17 protein-coding genes and 1 tRNA gene are annotated in these 24,507 nt (G+C 67.1%); 10 read left to right on the top strand and 8 right to left on the bottom strand.

The features are described 5' to 3' along the window. A complete protein-coding gene (locus RS883_RS00430) occupies positions 1-996 on the bottom strand; it encodes a peptidylprolyl isomerase (RefSeq protein ID WP_315761585.1) in 996 nt (331 codons plus the stop codon). A 90-nt stretch (positions 997-1,086) separates the two neighbouring features. Here RS883_RS00430 and RS883_RS00435 point away from each other — a divergent pair. From RS883_RS00435 to RS883_RS00450, 4 genes are all read left to right on the top strand, one after another. After that, positions 1,087-1,177 (top strand) — tRNA-Ser (locus RS883_RS00435). A 255-nt stretch (positions 1,178-1,432) separates the two neighbouring features. Then, entirely contained in the window at positions 1,433-2,056 is a 624-nt protein-coding gene (locus RS883_RS00440; RefSeq protein ID WP_425475058.1) for an IS6 family transposase, read from the top strand. Positions 2,057-2,511: 455 nt separating this feature from the next. Continuing rightward, positions 2,512-4,083, top strand: a complete 1,572-nt coding sequence (locus RS883_RS00445) for a carboxylesterase/lipase family protein (protein WP_315761589.1) — start codon at positions 2,512-2,514, stop codon at positions 4,081-4,083. 138 nt (positions 4,084-4,221) lie between these two features. Further along, positions 4,222-5,190 (top strand): hypothetical protein, encoded by a 969-nt coding sequence (locus RS883_RS00450; protein ID WP_315761591.1) that lies wholly within the window; start codon positions 4,222-4,224, stop codon positions 5,188-5,190. A gap of 129 nt (positions 5,191-5,319) precedes the next feature. Here RS883_RS00450 and RS883_RS00455 read toward each other — a convergent pair whose 3' ends face one another. Both RS883_RS00455 and RS883_RS00460 read right to left on the bottom strand, forming a co-directional pair. After that, on the bottom strand, positions 5,320-5,895 hold the full coding sequence (locus tag RS883_RS00455; protein WP_315761593.1) for a nuclear transport factor 2 family protein: 576 nt from the start codon (positions 5,893-5,895) through the stop codon (positions 5,320-5,322). A 20-nt stretch (positions 5,896-5,915) separates the two neighbouring features. Then, complete coding sequence (locus tag RS883_RS00460; RefSeq protein WP_315761595.1) at positions 5,916-7,916, bottom strand: PQQ-dependent dehydrogenase, methanol/ethanol family; 2,001 nt, start codon at positions 7,914-7,916, stop codon at positions 5,916-5,918. A gap of 316 nt (positions 7,917-8,232) precedes the next feature. On the opposite strand from RS883_RS00460, the gene RS883_RS00465 reads away from it, so the two are divergent. Beyond that, positions 8,233-9,186, top strand: coding sequence for a helix-turn-helix domain-containing protein (locus RS883_RS00465; protein ID WP_315761597.1), 954 nt, complete (start codon positions 8,233-8,235; stop codon positions 9,184-9,186). Between the two features lie 67 nt (positions 9,187-9,253). Here the strand turns inward: RS883_RS00465 and RS883_RS00470 are convergent, their stop codons facing one another. The 5 genes from RS883_RS00470 to RS883_RS00490 form a co-directional block, all read right to left on the bottom strand. After that, complete coding sequence (locus RS883_RS00470; protein WP_315761599.1) at positions 9,254-10,714, bottom strand: carotenoid oxygenase family protein; 1,461 nt, start codon at positions 10,712-10,714, stop codon at positions 9,254-9,256. 38 nt (positions 10,715-10,752) lie between these two features. Further along, positions 10,753-11,013: a hypothetical protein gene (locus RS883_RS00475; RefSeq protein ID WP_315761601.1), complete on the bottom strand. Its 261-nt coding sequence runs from the start codon at positions 11,011-11,013 to the stop codon at positions 10,753-10,755. Between the two features lie 11 nt (positions 11,014-11,024). Further along, positions 11,025-13,946 carry a TonB-dependent receptor plug domain-containing protein gene (locus tag RS883_RS00480; protein ID WP_315761603.1) on the bottom strand — a complete coding sequence of 974 codons (2,922 nt, stop codon included), beginning with the start codon at positions 13,944-13,946 and terminating at the stop codon, positions 11,025-11,027. Positions 13,947-14,071: 125 nt separating this feature from the next. Further along, positions 14,072-15,604: an MmgE/PrpD family protein gene (locus RS883_RS00485; RefSeq protein ID WP_315761605.1), complete on the bottom strand. Its 1,533-nt coding sequence runs from the start codon at positions 15,602-15,604 to the stop codon at positions 14,072-14,074. Then, positions 15,601-16,500 (bottom strand): hypothetical protein, encoded by a 900-nt coding sequence (locus tag RS883_RS00490; RefSeq protein WP_315761607.1) that lies wholly within the window; start codon positions 16,498-16,500, stop codon positions 15,601-15,603. The genes RS883_RS00485 and RS883_RS00490 overlap by 4 nt, the downstream gene beginning before the upstream one ends. 227 nt (positions 16,501-16,727) lie before the next feature. Here RS883_RS00490 and RS883_RS00495 point away from each other — a divergent pair, with 227 nt between their 5' ends. The 5 genes from RS883_RS00495 to RS883_RS00515 all read left to right on the top strand — a co-directional run bounded on the left by RS883_RS00495 (position 16,728) and on the right by RS883_RS00515 (position 24,486). Next, on the top strand, positions 16,728-18,197 hold the full coding sequence (locus tag RS883_RS00495; protein WP_315761609.1) for an aldehyde dehydrogenase: 1,470 nt from the start codon (positions 16,728-16,730) through the stop codon (positions 18,195-18,197). Between the two features lie 199 nt (positions 18,198-18,396). Beyond that, a complete protein-coding gene (locus RS883_RS00500; RefSeq protein ID WP_315761611.1) occupies positions 18,397-19,881 on the top strand; it encodes a carboxylesterase/lipase family protein in 1,485 nt (494 codons plus the stop codon). A 13-nt stretch (positions 19,882-19,894) separates the two neighbouring features. Continuing rightward, positions 19,895-20,656: an SDR family NAD(P)-dependent oxidoreductase gene (locus tag RS883_RS00505; RefSeq protein ID WP_315761613.1), complete on the top strand. Its 762-nt coding sequence runs from the start codon at positions 19,895-19,897 to the stop codon at positions 20,654-20,656. A gap of 120 nt (positions 20,657-20,776) precedes the next feature. Further along, entirely contained in the window at positions 20,777-23,062 is a 2,286-nt protein-coding gene (locus RS883_RS00510) for a TonB-dependent receptor (RefSeq protein WP_315761615.1), read from the top strand. Positions 23,063-23,088: 26 nt separating this feature from the next. Further along, entirely contained in the window at positions 23,089-24,486 is a 1,398-nt protein-coding gene (locus RS883_RS00515; protein WP_409977368.1) for an FAD-binding oxidoreductase, read from the top strand. Positions 24,487-24,507 lie beyond the last annotated feature (21 nt).

Genomic DNA, 24,507 nt, shown 5'->3' on the forward strand with positions numbered 1-24,507 from the left:
TTACTTGGCCGGTCGGATCGGCACCGGCAGGTTGCAGATATCGACGCCGCCGGCGGGCACGTTGAAGAAGCTGTCGCGCCGATTGGCTCGCGCCGCGACATAGCGCGCGAACGTTTCGCTGTCGGTCGCGAGCATCTCGAACGCCGGTCGCTCCGCCGCGGGAAGCTCGCTCGCCAGCCGCGCGCGCACGATCGGCGTCCGCTCGCCCGGCGTCTTGTAGAAGCCGAGATCGCCCGTCCCGCGCGCCAGGCTCGACAGATGCTCCATCCCGGCGATCACGCGGCCCACGATCGCGATGTTGCGGTCCAGGTGCCGCGGCGCCTGACCGATGACGGTATAGAGCTCGGCGCCCGAGCCCGTATCCGGCGACAGGTTCCGCCCGACGCCCACCATGCCATAGCAATGTGGCATCCAGGCATTCTTGTCGTCGGTCGCGATCGGCCAACCGTCGATCACCTCGACCCACTCGGCATAGCTGTCGCGCTCATGCCACCCCTCTCTCGCCGCCTTCGTCACCGTGCCGCCGATCGCGATGTCGGACAGCCACTTGGCACGCGAGCGCGTTTCGGGAAGATCGCGCGCCTCGATCGGCGATCGCGCCTCCGCAACCGTATCGAGAGGCGTCAGATAAGCGCGCTCGGGCACCGTCGCGATCCCGGCAGGGAGCGGCTTCTTCTCGGTCGGATCCCCCCACTGAACGACGTAATTGTCCTGGACGCGCACCACCGCTGTCCCGTCCCACCAGTGCGCCGCGGCGAGCGTGCGGATGTTCGCGGTCCATCCTAGCGCGAACGGCGCCGGCACGAGCTGGATGACGACTCGTCTCGCCGCCCTGCCCTTCGGCGCCAGATCGATGACCAGCAGGTCGCGCGGGCTGATCGCGCGCCACTCCGATCGCGGCGCCGCGGCGACGATCGACCCCGGCGTCGGCGGCTCGGGCGGCGGGGTTGGAGCGGCCTGGGCCTGGAGCAGCATCAGCGCGGCAAGGATCGACATCACCGAAACGTCGCACGCCCCCGCTCCCCACGCAATCCCGCCGCTTGCAGGATGGCGTCCGCTCGCCTAAGCGGCGCCATCCAGCGAAGCGGAGCGGTGGCCGAGTGGTCGAAGGCGCTCGCCTGGAAAGTGAGTATACGGCAAAACCGTATCGAGGGTTCGAATCCCTCCCGCTCCGCCAACCAGTCTCAAGCCGTTCAGAACGCTAGGGAAATCGGCGCGAAGGCGCCCATTTTTGCGCAATTCCAATTCGGTTGGGTACTGCAGTGAGTCACCTGCAAACTGGGAATACGGAAAATCGGCTAAGATTCTCTGTGCCATTCGGTGGCGGTACCGAATCCGAAAACAGGGCCGAACGGTGCGAGATAGATTTGGGCTCCTGTGACCGACTGGCCGATGGCTCACTGTTTGTGAGTTGCGGTTCGCGAAAACGACCATTGCATCGCCGCGCTCAACAGGACCCTTCGAAGCAGGTGCTCAGCCGTTCGACGCCTTAGACCTGCTGTTCGAACGGGGCATAGACATCTGCCATGAGACTGTACGGCTCTGGTGGAACCGCTTCGGGCCACTGTTTGCCGGCGACATTCGGCGCCAGCGCATCAGCCGCATGCGCAGCTCCCGACACTGGCAGTGGCATCTCGACGAAATGTACGTGAAGCTTAATGGCGAGATGGTCTATCTGTGGCGAGCCGTCGATCACGAGGGCGAGGTGCTGGAGAGTTACGTCACCCGCACTCGAGATAAGAAGGCCGCTCTCACCTTCATGAAGAAGGCGCTGAAGCGCCATGGCACTCCTGGAACAATCATCACCGACGGGCTTCGTTCGTACGGTGCCGCGATGGATGAGCTCGGCAACCGGCAGAAGCAGGAAATTGGGCGCTGGGCCAACAACCGGGTGGAAAACAGCCACCTTCCCTTTCGACGACGTGAGCGAGCAATGCTGCGGTTCCGGCAGATGAAGACGCTGCAGAAGTTCGCCAGCGTGCACGCCAACGTCCACAACCACTTCAGCCTCGAACGTCATCTCGTCGACCGCCAAACCTACAAGGAACGCCGCTAAGCTGCCTTCGCTGAGTGGGGAACGGTTGCGAGCTAGCCCACTGCTCTCAAAGACCAGCCTGCATCGTGCAGAGACGGGTTCGCGTTAGACTGACAGCACCTCCCTCAATGCTGCCAGACAGAAGCGCCATCTTACCGCCCATAATCGTACAAGGCACGACGGCCCGCAGCACTTGCGGAGCGGCGATCCTCGCCAGCCAGGCTGCCATCCCCAAAGATAGACACGCAGCGCGCCGAGACGGGTTCGCAGTAGATTGACAGCACTCCGCACCGGGTTCGCTGACAGTCGCACCGGGAGGCGTTGCATCACAAACGGCCGAGGCGCCGAGCTGTCATACGGGCCAGGACTGCACGGATAGTTCTGACCATGGCGGATGACGATCGATGGCCGAAGACGACGCACCGACCGCTTCGAGGCGAGACGTACTGGCCGCCGCTGCGGCATCAGGCTTCCTGATGACCGCGCCGATCGCGCGGGCGACGACCACCGAACCGATCGTCGAGACGGCTCAGGGCAAGCTGCGCGGGGCGCGTGCGGCCAACTGTCTTGTGTTTCGCGGCATCCGCTATGCCGCCGCCGACCGTTTCCAGGCGCCGCGCGCGCCCGCGGCCTGGGCCGGCATTCGAGACGCGCTGACACCCGGCGCCAGCGCGCCGCAGACCAACGCGAACCCGCCGCCGGGCCCGCCCTATGTCATCCTCGCGCAGCTGCCGCGCCCCGCCAACGCAGCCCCGCCGCCGAAATTGCCCGAGAGCGAGGACTGTCTGTTCCTCAACGTCTGGACGCCAGCGCTGAACGACGGACGCAAACGGCCGGTCATGGTCTGGCTGCACGGCGGCTTCTTCTACGGCGGAACCGGATCGACGACCGACGGCAGCGGCATCGCCGGACGCGGCGATGCAGTGGTGGTCAGCATCAATCACCGTCTCAACGCCTTTGGCTACACCCACCTCGCCGATCTGGCGGGCGGCGAGTTTGCCGAGGCGGGGAATGCCGGCATGCTCGACATCGCCGCGGCGCTTCGCTGGGTTCGGGAGAATATCGCGGCGTTCGGCGGCGACCCTTCTCGGGTCATGGTGTTCGGCACCTCCGGCGGCGGCATGAAGACGAGCTTCCTGATGGCGAGCCCGCCCGCCCGCGGTCTGTTCGCGCGCGCAGGCGTGCAGAGCGGGCCGGGGCTGCGCTTCATGGAACGCGATACGGCGAGTGCCGTGACCGAGCGGCTGCTGCGCGAGGTCGGGCTGACCAACGCGCAGGTTCGCGACCTTGCGACGATCCCGGCCGATCGGCTGCTCGCCGGCTATCACGCGGTGGCAGCCGCGATGAAGCCGACGCGCTTCATCGACCTGCCCTGCTTCGCCCCGGTGATCGATCGCAAATGGCTGCCCCAGCACCCGTTCTCACCCGGCGCGGCGCCGGGCACCGCAGCGATCCCGATGCTCATCGGATGCAACGCGCAGGAGATGAGCTTCTTCTGGGGCAACGATCCCGCCGCATTCACGCTCGACGAGGCGGGATACGAGGCGCGCGTTCGCGACTTCGCGGGCGAAGCGGCGCCGGCGGTGCTTGCGGCCTATGCCCGCGCCTATCCGGACGCGACGCCCGCGCGCCGTTATCTTCAGGCGTTCTCGGACTATTCGCTGGCGCTGCCCGTCACCGCGCAGGCGGATCGGCACGCCGCGGCGGGCGGCACCACCTATGCCTACCGCCTCGACTATCAGAGCCCGGCGCTTGGCGGGAAGCTTGGCGCGTTGCACACGCTGGAAGGCTCGCTGTTGTTCGACACGCCGGAGGCGAGCCGAGCGCTGCTGGGGCCGGGCGATGCGCCGGTGCGGCTCGCGCGGACGATGAGCGAGGCTTGGGTTCGCTTCGCCGCCACTGGCGATCCCAACGGCGGCGCGTTGCCACGATGGCCGCGCTACGAACCCAAGCGGCGCGACACGATGTTGTTCGACACCGGCACCAGCGCGGTGAGCGATCCCAATCGCCGGGCGCGGGAGACGATGGCCGGACTGCTACGCGCCTGATGCGTCCTCGTTTTCGGCACCTGCTTGCCCGCTGAGGAACGGCGTCACGCCGGCGAGCGCACCCGGCCAGCGCGTCGTTGAGGCGCCGGATCGGCTGCGGCAGACCGGAACGATCATCATCACGGGAGAGAGAGCGCCATGCGTCCGATGTTGAAAGCCACCCTGCTCTGCGCCGCGGCGCTTGTCGGCATCGCCGCCGCGCCGGCACAGCGCCGCGAGCCCAATCCAGGCTGCGATCGGATATGCCTCGAAAAGATAGGCGACCAGTATCGCGCCGCCTATCTCGCGCACGACCCTTCCAAGGCGCCGATCTCCCGCCGGGTCCGCTTCAGCGAGAACTTCGTCGAGATGCCGTTCCCCGATGCCACCTGGGACACGGTGACGGCAGAGGTAGGCGAGCCGCTGACGCTGTCCGACCCGGTCAACGGTCAAGTCGGCATCTATACGCGCATCATGCAGAACGACACGCCCGGCTATCTGGCGGTGCGGCTGAAGGTCGAAGGCGAGCTCGTCACCGAGATCGAGCACGTCATCTCGACCAAGCGGAACCTGTCGGCGCCGCCCACGCCCATTGCCGACTTCGACAAGTTCCAGCGCTCGCCGCACCTCAACCAGCCGGTGCCCAAGGCCAAATGCCGGCCGCGCGCGGAGATGGTGCGCCTGGCCGACGGCTATTTCGAGACGCTGGAAAACAACAATGGCGAGATCCGCGGCACCCGCTTCTCGCCGACCGCGACCCGCACCGAGAATGGCCTGAACTTTCCCGAGATCGAGAAGGGCTTCAAGTCGGGCCGCTACCTGTTCAACGAGCGGGTGCGCGACCGAGACCTGTTCCTGGTCGACGAATATCGCTGCATGGTGATGGCGCGGGGATTCATCGATCACAAGGGCGTCATGGACCAGTACACGCTGACCGACGGCACCCCCGCCCGCTCGATCTTTCGCGAACCGCACAGCTGGGCGCTACTCGAGAGCTTCAAGCTGGAGGACGGAATGATCACCGGCGTCGAGGCGGTGTTCATCGCGTCGGCCTACAACATGCGCGCGCCCTGGACGGTGAACCCCGACGTCATCCGCAGCCGTGAGGCGAAATACCCGAAGAAGTAAGAGGGCGGACGCCCATCCTCTTATCGTCACCCCGGACTTGATCCGGGGTCCCGCTTCTTCTTCAAACCACGGGAAGAAGCGGGATCCCGGGTCAAGCCCGGGATGACGATCAGGGTTGGCCAATCAGCCTCACGGCTTCGGCTTACGCGGGTCGGTTTCACCCAGCTCAGGATAGAATACCGCGCGGTTGGTCAGCGACTCGTTGAACACTTCGCGCTTCGAGAACAGCCACTTGCCGTCCTCCTTGACGTAATGCTCGATGACATGGCCGAAATAGAGGGGCTGCACGTCCTTCTGCGGCGTGCGGTTGGTCAGCGCGAACCAATAGACGCGGCCGGTCCCCGTCCTGCCGCCTTTGTCGATCGTGATGTCGTGGTTCACCACGAAATGGTGGTTGCGCGGGCGCGACGTGGCATCGGCCGGGACGGTGGCCGCGCCGCCGATCTTCCCCCACCAATCGGCCATCATCTTGCGGATCGCCGGGCGGCCGTTCGCGATGCCGCCGATAAAGTCCAGCTTGGCGTCCTTCGAGAAGCCATTGGCGTAGCTGTCCGCATCCTGCGCGTCGAACGCGATCATCAGCCGGTTCGACAGGTTGACGATCTCGGCTCGCGCAACCGCATATTCCTGCGGGCTGACCTGCGCGGTGGCAGGGCTGGCGACGGCAGCGAGCAGTAGCGCGGTGGCGGCGGCGATGGTCTTCATGGTCTCTCCCTTGTGATGGTTCAGCGCTCGGATCGGCCGGCGCGTTGGTTCGCGGCGAGCTTCTTGGCTTCGGTGCCCGCCCAAGCGCGGATCGCCTCGGCATCGGCGGGCGACAGCTTGTCGGCGAAGCTGACCATGCCGTTGTCGGTCAGCGCGCCGTCGATCAGCACGGCCTTCCACGCATCCTTGTCGGCGGTGATCGGCGATCGGCGAAGGTCGGGCAGGATGTTCGACGCGCGGGTGCCCAGGCCATGGCAGCGTCCGCAATTGGCGGCATAGAGGCCCGCCCCCTTGGTGACATCGGCCGCGGCAAAGGTCTCCGTGATCTCGGTTGCCGGGCCGGCAAGCGGCGGCGGGTCAGGCAGCTTGGCCTTGCCGTCCAGGCGGAACACGACCATCCGCCCGGCCTGACGCTCACGCGGGGGCGTGTTCGACCCGAACAGCGTCGGCCCGCCCGCACCCGTCGATACCGCGACATATTGCACGCCGTTGACCCGATAGGTGATCGGCGCGGCCATCACCGAGTTGGGCATGGGGTAGCGCCACAGCACCGCGCCGGTATCCGCCTTCATCGCCACCATTTCGCCGACGATCTCGCCGCGGCCCTGAAAGACGAGGTTGCCTGCCGTCGCCAGCACGCCGCCGCCGCCCACGTCCAGCCGCGCATCCTTGGCATCGACGCGCCACACCTGCCGCTTGGCGACGGGGTCCCAGGCCTGGAGGTAGTTGTCGGGCGCCGGCATGTTGGCGGGCGCATCGATCGGCGCGCCATGCGCGGGCGCCTGATTGGGCTTGTAGAACCAGTAGTTCTTCGACGTCGGAATATAGACCAGCCGCGTCTGCGGGCTGTAGGCCATGGGCTGAAAATTGTGGCCGCCCGGCGGTCCCGGGCTGTTGAGAAAGGGCGTATCGACATAGCGGTTGCCGGCGACGTCGATCGGCCGCCACGTCTTGGGGTCGATGCCCTTGGCCCAGCGAATGTCGTCGACGAACGGCTCGGCGCTGATCGGCTTTCCGGTGGCGCGATCGATGACGTAGAAGAACCCGTTTTTGGGCGCGTGCAGGATCACCTTGCGCCTGGCACCGCCGACGTTGAGGTCGGCGAGGATCATCGGCTGAACAGAAGTGTAATCCCAGCTGTCGCCCGGGTTCTGCTGATAGTGCCAGAGATACTTGCCGGTGTCGGGATCGACCGCGACGATCGAGGCGAGGAACAGGTTGTCGCCCTTGCCCGCCGATCGCTTGAAATGGCTGTGCGGCGCGCCGTTGCCGACGCCGATATAAAGCCGGTTGAGCTCCCGGTCATAGACGATCGCGTCCCAGGCAGTGCCGCCGCCCCCGCCCTTCCAATAGGTATCTCCGAACCACGTCGGCCGCGCGAGCGTCTCGATCGGATCGTCGGACACGTCGCCGTCGCGCTTGCCGGGTTCGCCCGGCACGGTCCAGAAGCGCCAAGCCTGCTTGCCCGTCGCCGCGTCATAGGCGGTGACATAGCCACGCACGCCATATTCGGCGCCGCCATTGCCGATCACCACCTTGTCGCGGACGATGCGCGGTGCGCCGGTGATGGTGTAGTTCTTGGTCTGGTCGACGGTGTTGACGACCCAGGCCTCGCGCCCGGTCCTGGCATCGATCGCGGCGAGCCGCCCGTCGAAGGTGCCGACATAGACGCGGCCCTTGTAGTAGGCGACGCCGCGATTGACGACGTCGCAGCAGCCGCGCACCCCCGATGCCCCCGGCACCTTGGGGTCATAGAGCCAGAGCTGGCGCCCGGTGGCGGCGTCGAAGGCATAGACCTTCGACCAGGCGGTCGAAATGTACATGATCCCGTCGACGACGACGGGCTCCCCCTCCTGCCCGCGCATCGTGTCGTATTCCGCGGTCCAGGCGGGCGCGAGACGCGAGACGTTGCTCGCATCGATCTCGGCCAGCCGGGAGAAATGCTGCTCGTCACGACCACCGCCGACCATCAGCCAGTTGTCGGCGTCCAGATGCGCGCGGTCGAGGCGAGCATCGTCCACCGTTGACGCCGGGACCGGCAAGGAGGCCGTTCCGGACGCGGCCGCCAGCACCATCGCGATGACGAACGTCGCTCGCAGCCCCACGCGCATGTCCTCTGCCCCCGTCCGACCTTTTCTATGCAGCGGACTTTAGCAGTCGCTCACTCGCCTCGCCTGTCAGGCAGCGCATGGAGACTTGACGGCACAGGCACTTACCGAGGCGCGCAATCTAATTAGAATCAAGCTTATCGTTGACATGATCCTGCAAAACAGGTCTTCTTCGCGCATACGAAAACGCCGCACATAAGAAAACGAGGCGTCATCTAGGGGATGGTTGATGGCTGGAACGATCGAGTATTCGACCGAGCATGTACGCCGGGCGGAACGAGCGGCTTATTGGCGCGAGCACGCGTGGAGCAGCCTCGGCAACTTCGACGTCCAGCCGGAAGACGATTTCCGCGCGACCGCAACGCTCCGCCGCGTGGGCTCCTTTACCGTCGCGCGTGTCAAGGCGCCCGCGCACGGACTCAGCCGCAGCCATGACCAGGCCCGCGGTGACGATCGCCGTCTCTTCAAGCTGGTCGTCCAGCATGCCGGCACCATCCACCTGGAGCAGCGCGACCGCCGCGTTTCGCTGAAGCCAGGACATTGGACGCTCTATGACATGACGCGTCCTTTCCGGTTTCACTGTACCGAGCCGACACGCCAGTCGGCGATCCTGCTCCGCGCCGAGGACCTGCACCTTGCCGACCTCAGCCCCTACGCGCTTCGGCTTTATTCGGGTGCCGACGGATACAGCAGCATGCTGCAGGCGGCGCTGACGACGGCGGCGTCCGATCATGGCCGCGACTGTGCAGAGGGCGACATCGGCGTGATGGTCGCCCGTCTCGCCCGGCTCGCCCTGCTGGAGCATGGCAGCCACGAAGCGCGGCGGACGAGCCGCGAGGTGATGCGCGAGCGGATCGAAGGCTATCTCGACGCGCATCTGCGCCGCGGCGACCTGTCGATCGACAGCGTCGCGCACGGCCTGAACTGCTCGAAGCGCTATCTGCACAAGGTGTTCCTGGAGAGTGACGAGACGCTGTCCGAGCACATCCTGCGCCGGCGGCTGGAGGCGTGCCGCAAGAACCTGCTCGATCCGGCGGCGACGACGCAGTCGGTCACCGACATCGCCTATGCCTGGGGCTTCAGCAGCCTCGCCTATTTCAGCCGCGTGTTCAAACAGGCGTATGGCGCCAGCCCGCGAGACTATCGCACGGCGCATACGGCACCGGCGCATACGGTCCAGTAGCCGCGTCGACACTGGACGAAAAAACAGGGGCCGGCTCGCCAAGCGCGCCGGCCCCTTTCAGTGGGGATCAGGCGAAGGGAAGTTCGTTGCCGCCGACCCAGGTACCGTGCACCTGCGGCGCGGCACGAAAGGGAAGAACCACGCGCGCGATCGGGCCTTCACTCAGCCGCTCGGCATCGGCGATGACCAGCTCCGAATTCATGTTGGCGAAGTTGGACGCGACACCCATGACCCAGCCGGCGCCCTCGTCGCCGCCCTTGCGCGGCACGAAGCACGCCTCGGCCAGGCTATGCGTCTCGCCCGCGAACATCGACACCATCTGACCCGACTTCACGTCGAACCGGCCATAGCTGTTGGTGATGCGCCCGCGCAGGTTGCCGCCCTGCGCGACGTTGAACGGCTTGGTATCGTCGGTGAAGCCGGTGAAGACATAGCGCTGGTCGCGGGTCAGATAGCGGCGATCGATCGCGCCGATATCGACGATCGGCGTCGGGAACAGGATCTCTTCCTTCCATCCGTCATGCTTCGAATTGAGGTCGAACGTCAGCCGGCGCAGATAACCCTTGGCCTTGTCGCGCGCCCAGGGACTGTTGTCGACATTGTGGAAGAACGGGAAGAAGTTGCCGTCATAGAAGGGCGCTTCCATGATGACCTTGTTGCCCACGGTGCGCGCATGGAAGGTGTGCATCATGCACCGCAGCGGCCCCTTGAACCAGCGGATGTCCTTGCCCTCGGCCCCGCGCGGCAGGATGCCGATGTAGCTCTCCTTCGAATTGTCCCAGCCCCAGTGGATCTTGCCGGCCTTCAGCCGCTCCATGCTGGTGACATAGCCCGCGAAGGGGAAGATGATGTGCTTATCGGTCAGCGCGATGTCGTGCATGATGCTGACATAGGGCACCTTGAAGCGGGTATCGTGGGTCAGCCGCCCCGTCTTGTCGATCGTCGCGACATAGACCTCGTCGCCCGCCAGCCCGTTCGATTCATTGCCATAGGCGATCATCTCGCCGGTGTCGGAATCGACCTTGGGATGCGCGGTGAAGTGCGGCCCCTTGTACTTGCCGCCCCAATTCTCGCGCCCGACCGTCTCCAGCGTGTTCGGGTCTATCAGGTGCGGGAGGCCGTCCTCCTTCAGCGCCATCAGGCGGCCGGCAAAGGCGAAGGGCGTCGTGTTGGCAACTGTGCGGTCCATGCCTTTGACCGACGGCTCGTCGGTGAAGGGATTGCGATAGTAACCGAACTGCTGCGCGCCTGCCTTCAGGTTCGCCTCGAACCTAGGCGTCCGTACGAAGCGGCTCTTGTAGCTGACGCGCCCGTTCTTGAATCGGAAGCTGCTGACATGGCCGTCGCTGTTGAGGATGGCATCGTCCTCGAACTTGGGCGGATAATACCATTCGCCGCCCAAGCGCATGAACGCGCCGTCGAGCTCGGACGGGATCGAGCCCGACGTCTCGCAGTCGAAGATGTCCGCTTCGTAGCGCTGCGGCGCGAAGAAGCCCTGCGCCGCCTTCATCTTGGAGAAATCAACCACGTCAGGCTCCTAGCCCGCCCGAACCGGGCGATCGCATGTCAGAGGAAAAAGCCGAGCCGCATCAGGCTCTCGTCGTCGGGCGCGAAGCGTCCGGTCGCGGTCGGCGGATGATAGGGCTGGTCGCGCCCGGTCGGATCGATCCAGGGTGCGTCGGCGTGGAAGCCGACCACCGGCCCGCCCCCCACCGACGGCACGGCGGCGCGGGCGGGCAGTGCCAGCGCGGCAGCCGATCCGGCGGCAAGACGGGCAAGGCCCCGGCGGCTGACCGGCAATCCGGTGCGAGTGTCATCTGTCTGCATGGCCCAGCCTATCAGAACTTCACGCGAGCGCCGAAGCGGAAGTTGCGACCGATCATGTCGAAGAATTGCGGCACCGTCGGATAGCCGAAATTCTGCGGGATCAGCGGCGGATCGCGGTCCGTCAGGTTGTTGACGACGCCGAACAGCTCGAACTGTTCGGTCGCACGGATCGTCGTCGACAGGTTGAAATAGGTGCGACCCTCGACCGAATTGTCGTTGATCTGCACGCCCTCGGTGAAGAGATTGTTGTACTTGCCGCTGCCGATCGTGCGCATCTGCAGCTGGAGCGTCAGCACGCGATCGTCATAGGTGAGCGAGCTGTTGGTGATGAACCGCGGCGTGCCCGCGGCCGAGCTTTCGCCCGCCCGCTCGATGAAGCCGGTGCCGGTGATGTCCTCGCCATAGCGATCGAAGTGCGTGCCCGAGAAGCGCGCGGTCAGCGCGCCGCCCATCGACGCCGACAACCGGTCGAACGGCAGGCGATAGGACGCTTCGAAATCATAACCCGACCGCTGGATGTAGCCGAGGTTGAGATAGGGATTGTCGACCGTATAGACCGCCAAACCGCCGGCATTGTTGCGGCTGATGAACGAGCAGTAATAGGCCTGATCCGGCGTCGGCGTCGCGCCCGTGCAGAAGTTGATGATCTGGTTGGGATCGATCAGCGCAACGGCATCCTCCACGCGGATGTCGAAATAGTCGACCGAGAATTGCAGGCCGGGCACGAACGGCGGCGAATAGGAGAAGCCGACGGTCTTGGTCTTCGACTTCTCGGGCTGAAGGCTCGCATTGCCGCGGGTCAGGTTCTCCGTCGCGACCTGGCCGGCAGGACCGCCGCCCACGCCCGAGATGAAGTTACGCGTCAGGATCGTGCTGACCGCTGGCGTGAACAGCTCGAAGATGTTGGGCGCGCGGATGTCGCGTGAGATGGTGCCGCGGACGAGCAGGCCGCTCAGCGGCTCCCAGGTCGCGCCCGCCTTCCACGTCGTCACGCTGCCGCTGGAGCTGTAGTCGGTGACTCGCACCGCGCCCTGGACGTCGAGCGAGCGGAGCAGCGGCAGGTCGCGCGCCAGCGGCACGACCGTCTCGAAATACGCTTCCTTGACGTTGAAGTCGCCGCGCAGCGACCGCGCGTTCGAGCTTTCGTAGCCCGCCGCCTCTGCGATCGGGTCGACATAGGTGTCCTGTTCCTCGCGGCGGTACTCACCGCCCACCGCGACCGAGACGGGGCCGGCCCAGGTGCTGAACGGCTCGCCCGACAGGTTCACGTTGGCGGCAAATTGCTTGTACAGCGTCTCCGTGAACGTGGTTCCGGTGACATAGTCGATCGCGGCGGCCGAGGGCGCGCCCTCGCCGAAGACGTTCAGCGGCACGCAGCCCGCCGCTGCCGCATTGCCGGCGACGGTCGCGCGGCACGCCGGCCCGCCCGCGGTCTGCACCACGTCGGTCGCAAAGCGGAAGTTCGACTGGATGCGGTTGCCGTGAACCCGCTGCGTGTAGAGGTTCTCGCCATAGATCGCGGCGCCCCCCAGCCGCCAGCTGCCGCCGAGCTTGGCGTCGAAGCCGATCACGCCGCGCTTGGTCTCGTTCTCGATCCGGCTGCGCTGATAGCCGATGTCGGTGCTGTTTCGGCCCAGATTGAAGCTGGTGATCTGGTTGGTCGCATTCTGCGGCAGCGCATTCAGACGATTGATCTCGTTTCGCAGCGCGACCGGAATGAAGGGGTTCTGGAGCGAGACGACGATCGGCGTCGCCTGCTCGTTGCGGGGCGGCAGCGTCTGTGCGCGGCCGACCGTGTTGGCATAGGACGCCTCGGCATAGAGCGTCACGTCGTCAACGACTTCATAGCTCGCCCGGCCATAGCCGACCCAGCGGCGAACCGATGGCGCGATCGAGACGCCGGTGTTGAAGTTGATGCCCTGATTGCTGCCGCCGCCCTGCATGAAGCTGGCGCCGACATACTGGCCGTATTGGAAGCGGCCGAGTGAACCGTCCGGATTGATGAAGATCCCGCGAAGCTGCGCCGCCGGCCCGGTGGTCGAGTTGATGAGCCCGCCATTGGTCATTGTCGAATAGCGGACGTCGGGCAGGATCAGCTGCGAAGCGAGCCCGTTGGTCGCCCGGCTGGGGTTGGCGACCAGGCCATAGCCCTGCCGCCCCCAGTCGCGCGTATAGACATCGCCGATACCATCGTTGGTGACGTGGTCGAAGGCGAGCGTCAGGTGGCCGCGCTCGCCCAGCTTGATCCCGCCGACCATGCCGATGCGGTACTCGCTATTGTCGCCGCGATCCGACGTGCCCGCCTGCGCCTCGGCATTGAGCCCCTCGAAGTCCTTCTTGAGGATGAGGTTGACCACACCCGCGACCGCGTCCGAACCCCATTGCGCCGACGCACCGCCGGTGACGATCTCGGCCCGCTCCAGCAGCAGCGAGGGCACCTGATTGAGGTCGATCTGATACCCGCCAAACCCGGTCGCAATCTGCGGCACGAAGCGATTGCCGTCGACCAGCACCAGCGTGCGCGAGGGCCCAAGCCCGCGAAGGTCGGCGAAATAGGCGCCCGCCTGGATCGCACGCACGCCGTTGGTGGTGGGCGTCGTCGACGACTTGAAGGCGGGAAGCTCGTTGAGCACCGTCGCGACGTTGGTCGCGCCGCGTGCCTCCAGCACGCCCTCGCCGATGATCGCCGTCGGCGTCGGCGCGTTGAAGCCGTCGCGTTGCACGCGAGTGGCGGTGACTATGATGTCGTTGGCGCCGCTCGCCGCCTCCGCCTCGGTCGCGACCTGGCCTGGAACGGGTACCGGCGCGTCCGCCACCGCCTCGGCATCCTGCGCGAACGCGGCCGCCGGGAACGCGAGCCCGAGCGCGATCGCCGCGGGCGCCGCCGTGCCGCGCATCCATCCGGCGAACCGCTTGCCTGTGGACATCATCATTAGCCCCTCCTCCATGTCGCCGCGCCCTGATCGGGCGTCTGGGTCGAGGCTGTTGATAGCGGCACCGCGGGCAAGGCGTTTATGCAGGGACGCATGCGACCTTACCCGCCAGTGCACGGATGCGATCAGGCGGACATCAGTCGACCGACGCGCGCCATGTCCGGCGCGCGATCCAGCCCCCGCAGCGTCTCCAGCAGCTGCGCCGCCCTGCTCGGCGACAGTCGGATTCGCGCATTGTCGAGGAACTTGGCGTCCAGCGCCGCGTCGCTCAGCCGCGCTTCGGGCACCGATCCGTTACCCTTGGCGAACATCACTTCATGGGCGTGCGTGCGGCCGCCGGCATCGACCTCGACACTCGCAATGAAGCTTCGCCCATCCGCTCGCTTGGTCTCGGCCGTGCGCGGATGGGTCGCCCATTCGACCTTCGCCATCATGGCCTTGACCGCCGGATCGGCGAGCAACGCCGGCGACTGGCACCGCGCATCGATCGGTCGCTTCAGCGCGGCGAGCGCGAGCATGTACGGTACGCTGAACTGCGCATCCTCCTGCGTCCGGACGTTCATCTGGTCGGGGTTGGCGACGAAGGGCGGCCCCCACGACCGGATGCGCGTGATTGTCGCGGGATCGATCCGATCGCGCTCGATCACGCCGATCAGCGCATCCAGCCGGCTATGGACGTATCGGCAGCAGGCATAGGGCTTGTAGTCGGCGTTGACGATGCGCCACTGCTCGCCAAGACCGCGCGTCGCAGCAGGCACGTCCCATTTGCTCCAGCCATAGAAGCGAGCGAACCCCGCCGGCCCATCGAGCACGCGCGGATTGCCGGTGAAGCCGCTCTCGGCCAGCAATGCGGCCGTGACCGCGCCCTGATTGACCCAGCCGACGGGCGTATATTTGACGTTGGACTTGGGGCTGCCCGTCTCCCAGTCATGGCTCGCCTGAGGCGGGCAATAATAGCCGGCGAGGCCGATCGCGCTCGCCGTCGCCGCTTCCGACAGGCCCAGCATGCGCGCAAGCGCCGCGGCGGCAGCCATCATCGCTTCCTGGTTGATGCCGAACACCTCGGGCGTCGTGCCCGTTTCCAGGATCGCCGCGCCCATCGGGCTGCTTGCCGAACTCAGCCGCGCGGCGAGCTCATAGGCGACGACCAGCGCCAGGATGAAGTCGCGGCCCGAAACCTTGCGCGCCTCCGCTACCGCCATGAGCGCGGGCACGATCACCGGCGGGATGTGCGGAATCGCGTCGTAATCGAGGCCGTTCATCAGCTCGGCATTGGCAAAGGCGGCGTTGGTCGTGGCGATGCGCGAGCCACCGCCCCAGAGCTGCGCCTCGCCCGGTCCGCCCAGCCGCGCCATCGCATCGGCCGCAAGCCGGCCCTTGTTGCTTTCCCACCCCGCCAGGCCGCAGCCCAGCGCATCGACCATGCAGCGCCGCGCGGCATCGACGACGGGCGCGGGCAGATCCTCGTAGCGCAGCGTCGCGGCAAAGCGGACATGGCTTTGCGTGGTGGTGCCGTCCGGCTCCGTCACCGCGCGGCCCTCGACCGCGGCGGGGTGGCGCGCTGCACCTGGCTTGGCATCCGGCTTGACCTGCTGCGCGGCGGCGCCGGCGATCGGCAGCGCGGCCGATCCGATCAGCATGTGGCGGCGGTCGATCATCGCTTGGGCTCCTTGAAAGGAATGGCAAAGATGCCGTGCGCGCCCGGGTCCTTGCCGCGCAGTTCGGGATTCAGAACGTAGGAGATATGCCCCTGCACCACCTGCGCCGCGCCGCGTGCATGAGTGACTCCAACCGGCTCGACCAACCCGTCGGCGAGGGTGGTGACTCGCAACGGTGGCTTGCTCGACAGGTCGATGCTGGCGAGCCTGCCGACCCCCTCCACCACCAGCAGCGTGTCACGGCCGGCGAGCCGCATTCCGTCCGGGCGCTGGAGCGAACGCGACAGGGCGAGCTCGGCTGGCGTGCCCGGCCGGTCGCCCGCGATCGGAATTGCGATCAGCTTGCCGCTCCGAACGCTGTTCACCAGCACGCGGCCGCGATGAACGACGATCCCGTCCGCCCCGGCGAGTAGCGGATCGGCGATCCACTCGACGGGCGCTTGCCCCGGCACCATGCGGATCACCCGTCCACGCCCGATGTCCGTCGCATAGACGACGCCCTGACGATCGAGCGTCAGGTCGTTGCAGAATCCGCCACCTGGAAACGGCGCGCTTCGAAGCGCCTCGCCGGTCGACAGACGATAGCGGACGATCGCGGTCGGCGTCTGACCCGGCGGGATGCCGGTGCGGCAGGCCCAGAGCGTGTCTCGCGCCGGATCGGCGAGGACGCCGAAGATACCGCTCGGCGCACCGGGCGCGGGCGCCGTCCATCGCGTCAGCACGGTCTCGCGCGGCCCGGCGCGATAGAGCGCGCCCGTCGCCGTGCCGCCGACGATCAGCGCGCCGTCGGGGGTTGAGGTGATGCTTTCCGGGAAGACCCGGCGATCGGCGACCGTGGCTGTAGGTTCGCCAACCAGCATCGCCGTGCCTGCCAGCGCCGCCCAGATGCGTAGCATCCTATCATTCCTCCTTGATTATGCTACGAGGCGTATCAGAGCCGACGGCGTGCCCCCATGTCCCCAGGTGCCCCGCCGCTTTTGCGGGAGCGAACGACCGGGGTTATGTGACTGGTAATAAAGCCTTTTAGCTCGACGGAGACGGCCTTGCAGGTCATTGTCCCGCCGGGCTAGGCAGCCGCAACGCTTATGGCGACGACATAAAACCAATTGCGAGAGGATGGATCGTGGAAGCGCTCAGGAACACGCTGGCGGGCATCGATGCCCGGGCCGACACCCCCTTCTTCATCGGCGGCGACTGGCAGGCGGGATCGGGCGGGCCGATGCTGGAGGTCGTCGCGCCGCATAGCGAGGAAGTGCTGATGCGCTATCCCGAGGCGACGCGCGAGGATGTCGACCGCGCCGTGGCCGCCGCCCGCCGCGCCTTTGACGAGGGGCCGTGGCCGCGGATGGAACCCGCCGAGCGCGGCGCGGCGCTCAAGCGCGTCGCCACGCTGCTGCGCGATCGCATGCCCGAGCTTGCCGAGGCCTGGACCGGACAAGTCGGCGCGGTGATCGGCTTCACGCGCAAGGCGTCCGGCCAGGTGCCGGGCCTGTTCGACTTCTATGGCGACATGGCCGCCGACTATGCCTTCGTCGAGCACCGCACCCGCTCGTCGGGTGGCAAGGTGCGGGTCGTCGGCGAGCCCGTCGGCGTCTGCGCCGCGATCACCCCGTGGAACGCGCCGCTGGTGCTGCTCTGCTACAAGGTGGCGGCGGCGCTGGCGGCGGGCTGCACCATCGTCGCCAAGCCCTCGCCCGAGACGCCGGTCGACTCCCACATCCTCGCCGAGTGCATCGCCGCGGCAGGGTTGCCGGAGGGCGTGTTCAACATGGTGCCCGGCGGGCGGGAGATCGGCGACCATCTGGTCCGCCATCCTGGTATCGACAAGGTAAGCTTCACCGGCTCGACCGGCGCGGGCAAGGCGATCGCCGGCGCCTGTGCCGAGCGGCTGGCACGCGTGAGCCTGGAGCTTGGCGGCAAGTCCGCGGCGATCGTCATGGACGATGCGGACCTCGGCGCGGTGCTGCCCAGCCTCGTCCCCTATTCGATGCCGATCACCGGCCAGGTCTGTTTCTCGCTGACGCGCGTGCTCGTCCCGCGCGCACGGCAGGACGAGGTCATGGACGCCTATGTCGAGGCGGTCCGCCGCGTGCGCGTGGGCGATCCGTTCGACGACGGCGTCCAGATGGGCCCGCTCAGCCTGTCGCGGCAGCGCGATCGGGTCGAGGGCTATGTGGCGCGCGGCCGGGCCGAGGGCGCACGCCTCGTCACCGGCGGCGGCCGACCCGCCGAGCACAATCGCGGCTTCTTCTTCGAGCCCACCGTCTTCGCCGACGTCACTCCCGACATGACGATCGCGCGCGAGGAGATCTTCGGCCCCGTCGTCTCCTTCATCGCCTATGACACCGAAAGCGACATGGTCGCCAAGGCAAACGCCACCGACTACGGCCTGCACGGCGCGGTCTATTCCGCCGACCCGGAGCGCGCCTATGCCGTCGCACGCCAGGTGCGGACGGGATCGCTCACCATCAACGGCATGGTCGTCGACATCGAGATGCCGTTCGGCGGCTTCAAGCAATCGGGCCTGGGCCGCGAGGGCGGGATCGAGGGACTGGAGAACTACCTAGAGACCAAGACGATCTACTTTGCTTAGGGGGCGCTGCCAGCGTCGCGGCGTGCGGCATCGATCGAACGTGCGTTTACGGCCAGATCAGACCCGAATAGCCGGCGCAGGCCACGTCCATCTGCCTGCCCCAGGCAAGTGACCGCCCCGATCTTCGAGGCAAGCAATTCGTGCCGTTCGGCAAAGCGCGTGCGTTGGCCAGCCCGGGCCGAGCGGGTTAAGACGCCCCATGACCAACGAGGACGTGCCACGGCTGCGTACCGCAAGCGGCGCCGTGCAAGGGGACCGCATGGCGGGCATCGAGCGCTTCCGCGGGATCCCTTACGCGGCGGCGCCCACCCACGATCGGCGCTTCGAACCGCCGCAGCCGCCCGAAGCGTGGCGCGGCGAACGCCAGGCGACAGAAGCTGGCGCCACGGCTCCGCAGCGAACGCGCGACCTGCCGGGGCTGAATATCGTGCCACTCGTCGGCACGGGCTGGCGGCCCGGCGACGACTATCTCACGCTCGACGTCCTCCGCCCGGCCGGTGCGAGCGGGCGACCCATCATGGTCTTCGTTCACGGCGGCGGCTTCGTGCTCGGCGCCAAAGATGCGCCGGTTCAGGACGGCAGCAGCTTCGCGCGGGACGGCATCGTCTATGTCGCGATCAACTATCGGCTGGGCATCGACGGATTTCTGCCCATCCCGGGCGTGCCGACCAACCTGGGGCTGCGCGATATCGTCGCGGCCTTGAAGTGGGTGAACGCGCACGCCGAGGCACTCGGGGGCGATGCGGCCAATGTCACCGTGTTCGGCGAGTCCGCCGGCGCGATGGCGATTGCCGATCTGGTGACCTCGCCCCTGGCGCAGGGGCTGTTCCGACGCGCGATCATTCAGAGCGGACATGGCGGCATGACCCGTGCGGTCCCGGTGGCCGAACGCCTGACCCGCAAGCTTGCCGCCGTCCTGAAGATCACGCCCGATCGCGCCGGCTTTGCCGGAGTCGCGCCGGAGGCGGCGCTGGACGCGATGGAGAAGCTCGCACAGCCCACCGCGCGCCTCGATCTGCGTGACGAACATGGCCGCGAGCCGGTGTTCGGCATCAGCCGCTTCGTCCCCGTCCATGGCGACGACGTGCTGCCCAAGCGCCCGCACGCGGCTCTGGCGGACGGAGCCGGCGCCGACATCGATGTCCTGATCGGCTCGAATGCGGAGGAGATGAACCTCTATTTCGTTCCGACCGGCGTGCTGCCCAGGATCAGGCGATCGCTGGCCTGGTGGCTGCTTCGCCGCTCGCAGCCCGGCGCCTGGCGCGTCCTGAACGCCTATGGTGCCGGGCGCGAGCCCGCCGGAGCGGTGCTGCTGCGGGCGCTCAGCGACCTAGTGTTCCGCTGGCCCGCGCGCCGCTTTGCAGAGGAGCATCGCGGGCGGACCTGGATGTACGAGTTCGAATGGGGCAGTCCCCGATACGCCGATCAGCTCGGCGCCTCGCACGGGATGGAACTCCCCTTCGTGTTCGACAGCCTGTCGACCACGAGCGGGCCGGAGGGGCTGTGCGGTGAGGCACCGCCCCAGGCCTTGGCCGATCGCATCCACGCGACCTGGGTTCGGTTCGCGACCGATGGGACGCTGCCATGGCCGCAGTTCAGCCGCGAGCAGCGCCATGTCCACCAGCTCGCGGCCGACCGGACCATCGAGGAGCCGGTCATGCCGGCCGCCGCCTTCCTGCCCTGACGAGACGCGCATCATGTACCTCGATCGATTTCGGCTCGACGGTCGCCGCGCGCTCGTGACCGGCGGCGGGCAGGGTATCGGCCTGGCCTGCTGCGAGGCGCTGGCCGAGGCGGGAGCGGCCGTGATCCTGGCCGACCGCGACGCGGACGCGATCGGCGCGGCGACCGAGCACCTTCGGCGCATGGGCCATGCGGTCGAGGGCGTCATCATGGACGTCACCGACAGCCGCCGCGTCACGGCAATCGCCGACGAACTCGGGCCCATCGACGTGCTGGTAAACAATGCCGGAATCGCTCGCAGCGAAACCGCTGCCGAGGACGTCTCGGACGAACACTGGCTCAACGTCCTCGACGTGAACCTGAACGGCACCTTTTGGTGTGCCCGCGCCTTTGGTCGGCACATGCTGGCCGCTGGAACAGGTGCGATCGTCAACGTCGGCTCGATGTCCGGCTTCATCGTCAACCGGCCACAGCCACAAAGCTACTACAATGCCTCGAAGGCCGCAGTGCATCAGCTGACGCGCAGTCTGGCAGCCGAATGGGCATCGCGCGGCGTGCGCGTGAATGCGGTCGCGCCGACCTATATCGCCACGCCGCTGAACGCCTTTGCGGACAAGGAAGGCGAGATGTACCGCAGGTGGATCGACGGCACGCCGCAGGCGCGTCTGGGTACGCCGGACGAGGTCGCCTCGGTCGTGCTGTTCCTCGCCAGCGACGCGGCCAGCCTGATGACCGGCAGCATCGTGCTCGCGGATGGCGGTTACACCTGCTGGTGATCCGATCCGGCAATGCTGCGATCCGATCGGCATAGTCACGGCACCTTTCTGAAAGGTCGCATCTCTCCTAAAGCTGTCTGATAGGTAGCGCCGACTACCGGACTTCTGGAGAGGATGCCCATGCGCCGTCGTTCCCTGCTCGCCGCGTCCACCGCATTGGCGCTGGCGCTGCCGTCTGCCGCCCATGCACAGCAGGCGCCGGCGCCTGCCCCGGCGGCGACGGATGCCGAAGCACAGGACACCGCGGCGGCGGACATCATCGTCACTGCGACGAAGGCGAACGAGCGGCTGCTCGACGTGCCCGCGTCGGTGTCGGTCGTCAGCGCCACCGACCTGCTCGAACAGGGCGCGGTGCGCTTCACCGACTATGCGGCCCAGGTTCCGGGCCTCAGCCTGACCAGCGCGCGCCAGGGCGTGACGCAGGTCGTCGTGCGCGGAATCACCACCGGCGCCGCGCAGCCGGGCTCCACCACCGCCTTCTACGTCGACGAGGCGCCGGTCGGATCGGTAAACGCCTATACCGGCGGCAATGCCATCACCCCCGATCTCGATCCGTCGGACCTGTCGCAAGTCGAGGTGCTGAAGGGTCCGCAAGGCACGCTGTACGGCGCCGGCGCCGTCGGCGGCCTCTTGAAGTTCACCACCGCCGCCCCCGATTTCAACGATCTTGCCGGTCGCGCGTCGGTCGGGCTGAACGGTGTCAGTGGTGGCCGCAAGCTCGGCTATGCCGCTCGGGCGGCGCTCAACGTGCCCCTGGTCACCGACCGGCTCACCTTCCGCGCATCGGGCTTCTACCGCTTCGACCCCGGCTACATCGACAACGTCAATCCGCGGATCGGCCGCAACGACGTCAACGAGGCGGTGGTGACCGGCGGGCGCGGCGTGCTGTCGATGCGCTTCGGCCCGGACGTTTCGCTCGACCTGTCGGCGTTGCTGCAGGACACGATCACGCAAGGGAGCAACGCTGTCGACCTCGACGCCGCAACCTTGCGCCCGGTCAGCGGCGACCTGAAGCAGGACCGCTCGGCACCCGAGCGCGGACTGACCAAGCTGCGCCTCTACAATGCGACGCTGCGCGCGGACCTGGGCGGGATCGACCTGGTCTCGTCGACCACGTTCCAGAAGATCCTCAACCGCGACAACGTCGATTCGCGGCGCAACTTCGTGCCGCTGTACCAACTGGTTGGCTCGCTGCTGGGGCCCGTGCTGGGCTTTCGCATTCCGGCCGATGTCGGCCTGCTCACCCGGTTCGTGAAGACCACCGATCGCTGGTCGCAGGAACTGCGCGCGACCGCCAACGATCTCGGCGGGTTCCTCGACCTGCAGGTCGGCGGCTATTGGACGCATGAGGACGACGTCAACCAGCTGAGCATCGACTATTTCTCACAGACAACGGGCGCGCCCTATGTCCTGCCGCCCTTCGCCAATGCCCAGATCCTCTCGACCTATGAGGAATGGTCCGCCTTCGGCAACGCGCGCGTGAAGCTGGGCGACAGGTTCGATGTGCTGGGGGGCATCCGCGTCGCCCACGACGATCAGACCTATTACCAGAACTACAGCGGGCTGCTGATCCTCGCCAGCGCGCGGCAGCCTTCGCTGATCGCCAGCGGAACCGAGAGCGCGACCGTGACGACCTGGATGGTGTCGCCGCGCTTCCGCCCGACCGACGACCTCACGCTCTACGGCCGGGTGGCGACCGGCTATCGCCCGGGCGGCCCAAACCCCGCCCCGCCGACCGGGAACATCCCGAACACCTTCTCCCCCGACGAACTCATCCAGTACGAGGTCGGCGTGAAGGCACAGACCGCGGACCGGACCCTCTCGGCCGACGCGGCGCTGTTCTACACCAATTGGGACAAGATCCAGATCCAGACCAGCGCCGGCGGGTTCAACTTCATCGTCAACTCGCCCGGTAGCGCGCGCAGCCAGGGCGCGGAACTGACCCTGCGGTACAACCCGACACGGGCATTCAACGTCACGCTAAATACCGCCTACACCGACGCCAAGCTGCAGGACGATGCTCCGGCCGCAGGCGGGCTGGACGGCGACCGGCTCCCCTATGTGCCCAAATGGTCGGGCTCGATCGTCGCGGACTATTCGATCCCGCTCGGCGGCGACGCTGCGCTGACGCTCGGCGGTACGGCCAATTACGTCGGCGACCGTGTGAGCGACTACAGCAACCGCTTCCCAAAACGGCTTGGCGACTATGCGACGTTCGATCTGCGGGCGGGGCTCGCCGCCGGCAACCTCAGCCTCAACGCCTTCGTCCGCAATCTGACGGATGAGCGGCAGATCCTGGTGGCCACGCCGCAGGCGACCGCGCCCAGCGCAACACCCGGCGCCCTCTATGCGGGCGCGATCATCCAGCCGCGAACGGCCGGCGTCGAAGCAGCCATCCGCTTCTGATCGCCGCGTCGGGGGAGAGCACCATCATGGATATCTCGGCACCAACCAGGGTGCGGATCGAACCCGCGTTTCTCGACGCGCTGACACGGCGCTTCGGCGAGCAGTGCCATACGTCGCAGGGCATCCGCGACCAGCACGGCGCCAGCGAGTCGCACTTCGCACCGATGCCGCCCGACGCGGTGGTGTTCGCGCAATCGACGGGGGACGTCGTCGATCTGGTCAATCTGTGCCGCGACCATCGGGTGCCGATCGTACCCTACGGCGCCGGCACGTCGATCGAGGGGAACGCGCTCGCGGTGCGGGGCGGAGTCGCGATCAACCTGTCGAGGATGGACGCGATCCTGGCGGTCAACGTCGAGGACTTCGACTGTACCGTCCAGGCAGGGTGCCGGCGCGAGGAACTGAACCTGCACCTGCGCGACCAGGGCCTGTTCTTCCCGATCGATCCGGGCGCCAATGCCACCATCGGCGGCATGGCCTCGACCCGCGCGAGCGGCACCAACGCCGTTCGCTACGGCACGATGCGAGAGGCGGTGCTGTCGCTGACGGTGGTGACGCCGCAGGGCCAGGTGGTCCGCACCGCGCGGCGCGCGCGCAAGTCGGCCGCCGGTTACGACCTGACGCGCCTGTACGTGGGGTCCGAAGGCACGCTCGGCATCGTCACGGAGGTGACGTTGCGCCTTCACCCGATCCCCGAGCAGATTTCGTCGGCAGTATGCCCGTTCGACACGCTCCAGGGCGCCGTCGACACGGTCGTTCAGGCGATTCAGCTCGGCGTCCCGCTGGCGCGCGTCGAAATCCTCGACGCCATGCAGATCCGTGCGGTCAACCGCTGGTCGAAATTGACCCTGACGGAGACCACCACGCTGTTCTTCGAGTTTCACGGATCGGCCACCGGCGTGACCGAGCAGATCGAGACGGTCGAGGCCGTCGCGGCCGGCAATGGCGGCGGCACCTTCGCCTGGTCGCACCTGACCGAAGAGCGTAACCGGTTATGGAAGGCGCGGCACGAGGCCTATTACGCGGCCGTCAATCTGCGCCCGGGCGCGGTCGGCTGGTCCACGGATGTCTGTGTGCCGATCAGCCGGCTGCCGAACTGCATCGTCGAGACGCAGGCCGACCTCGCCTCTGCGAGCGTTCCGGCCACGATTCTCGGGCACGTCGGAGACGGCAATTTCCATGTCATCTTCTCGATCGACCCGACGGCGCCGCATGAGTTCGCGGAAGTCGCCGAGCTCAATCGCCGGCTGGTCGAACGGGCGCTGGCGATGGACGGCACCTGCACCGGCGAGCACGGGATCGGCCTTGGAAAGCAGGACTGGCTGGTCGCCGAACTGGGCGACGCCGTTGATGTGATGCGAACGCTGAAGCGTGCGCTCGATCCGGACAATCTCTTCAATCCGGGCAAGATCTTCGCTCTTTAAGGATCTCGGCGAATGAGCACG

Origin of the sequence: Sphingomonas sp. Y38-1Y (genome assembly GCF_032391395.1) — a bacterium.
In the GTDB taxonomy this organism is placed as follows: domain Bacteria; phylum Pseudomonadota; class Alphaproteobacteria; order Sphingomonadales; family Sphingomonadaceae; genus Sphingomonas.

Excerpts from the sequence above, each read along its gene's own strand:
- RS883_RS00430 (WP_315761585.1), bottom strand. The coding sequence starts at position 996 with ATGTCGATCCTTGCCGCGCTGATGCTGCTCCAGGCCCAGGCCGCTCCA.
- RS883_RS00445 (WP_315761589.1), top strand. The coding sequence starts at position 2,512 with ATGACCGCGCCGATCGCGCGGGCGACGACCACCGAACCGATCGTCGAG.
- RS883_RS00450 (WP_315761591.1), top strand. The coding sequence starts at position 4,222 with ATGCGTCCGATGTTGAAAGCCACCCTGCTCTGCGCCGCGGCGCTTGTC.
- RS883_RS00455 (WP_315761593.1), bottom strand. The coding sequence starts at position 5,895 with ATGAAGACCATCGCCGCCGCCACCGCGCTACTGCTCGCTGCCGTCGCC.
- RS883_RS00465 (WP_315761597.1), top strand. The coding sequence starts at position 8,233 with ATGGCTGGAACGATCGAGTATTCGACCGAGCATGTACGCCGGGCGGAA.
- RS883_RS00475 (WP_315761601.1), bottom strand. The coding sequence starts at position 11,013 with ATGCAGACAGATGACACTCGCACCGGATTGCCGGTCAGCCGCCGGGGC.
- RS883_RS00480 (WP_315761603.1), bottom strand. The coding sequence starts at position 13,946 with ATGATGATGTCCACAGGCAAGCGGTTCGCCGGATGGATGCGCGGCACG.
- RS883_RS00485 (WP_315761605.1), bottom strand. The coding sequence starts at position 15,604 with ATGATCGACCGCCGCCACATGCTGATCGGATCGGCCGCGCTGCCGATC.
- RS883_RS00490 (WP_315761607.1), bottom strand. The coding sequence starts at position 16,500 with ATGCTACGCATCTGGGCGGCGCTGGCAGGCACGGCGATGCTGGTTGGC.
- RS883_RS00500 (WP_315761611.1), top strand. The coding sequence starts at position 18,397 with ATGACCAACGAGGACGTGCCACGGCTGCGTACCGCAAGCGGCGCCGTG.
- RS883_RS00505 (WP_315761613.1), top strand. The coding sequence starts at position 19,895 with ATGTACCTCGATCGATTTCGGCTCGACGGTCGCCGCGCGCTCGTGACC.
- RS883_RS00510 (WP_315761615.1), top strand. The coding sequence starts at position 20,777 with ATGCGCCGTCGTTCCCTGCTCGCCGCGTCCACCGCATTGGCGCTGGCG.
- RS883_RS00515 (WP_409977368.1), top strand. The coding sequence starts at position 23,089 with ATGGATATCTCGGCACCAACCAGGGTGCGGATCGAACCCGCGTTTCTC.